Genomic DNA, 540 nt, shown 5'->3' with positions numbered 1-540 from the left:
AGTGTCAGTATCTGTCCAGGGGGCCGCCTTCGCCACCGGTATTCCTTCAGATCTCTACGCATTTCACCGCTACACCTGAAATTCTACCCCCCTCTACAGTACTCTAGTCTGCCAGTTTCAAATGCAGTTCCGAGGTTGAGCCCCGGGCTTTCACATCTGACTTAACAAACCACCTGCATGCGCTTTACGCCCAGTAATTCCGATTAACGCTCGCACCCTCCGTATTACCGCGGCTGCTGGCACGGAGTTAGCCGGTGCTTCTTCTGTCGCTAACGTCAAATGATAGTGCTATTAACACTACCACCTTCCTCACGACTGAAGTGCTTTACAACCCGAAGGCCTTCTTCACACACGCGGCATGGCTGCATCAGGCTTGCGCCCATTGTGCAATATTCCCCACTGCTGCCTCCCGTAGGAGTCTGGACCGTGTCTCAGTTCCAGTGTGGCTGATCATCCTCTCAGACCAGCTAGGGATCGTCGCCTTGGTGAGCCCTTACCTCACCAACTAGCTAATCCCACCTGGGCATATCCTGACGCGAG

General features: G+C 54.3%; 1 rRNA gene. It reads right to left on the bottom strand.

The features are described from left to right. Positions 1 to 540 (bottom strand): 16S ribosomal RNA (locus tag CIK04_RS31370); the annotation flags it as partial.

This window comes from Vibrio sp. 03_296 (genome assembly GCF_002265885.1).
This window is presented reverse-complemented; position numbering and strand designations above follow the sequence as displayed.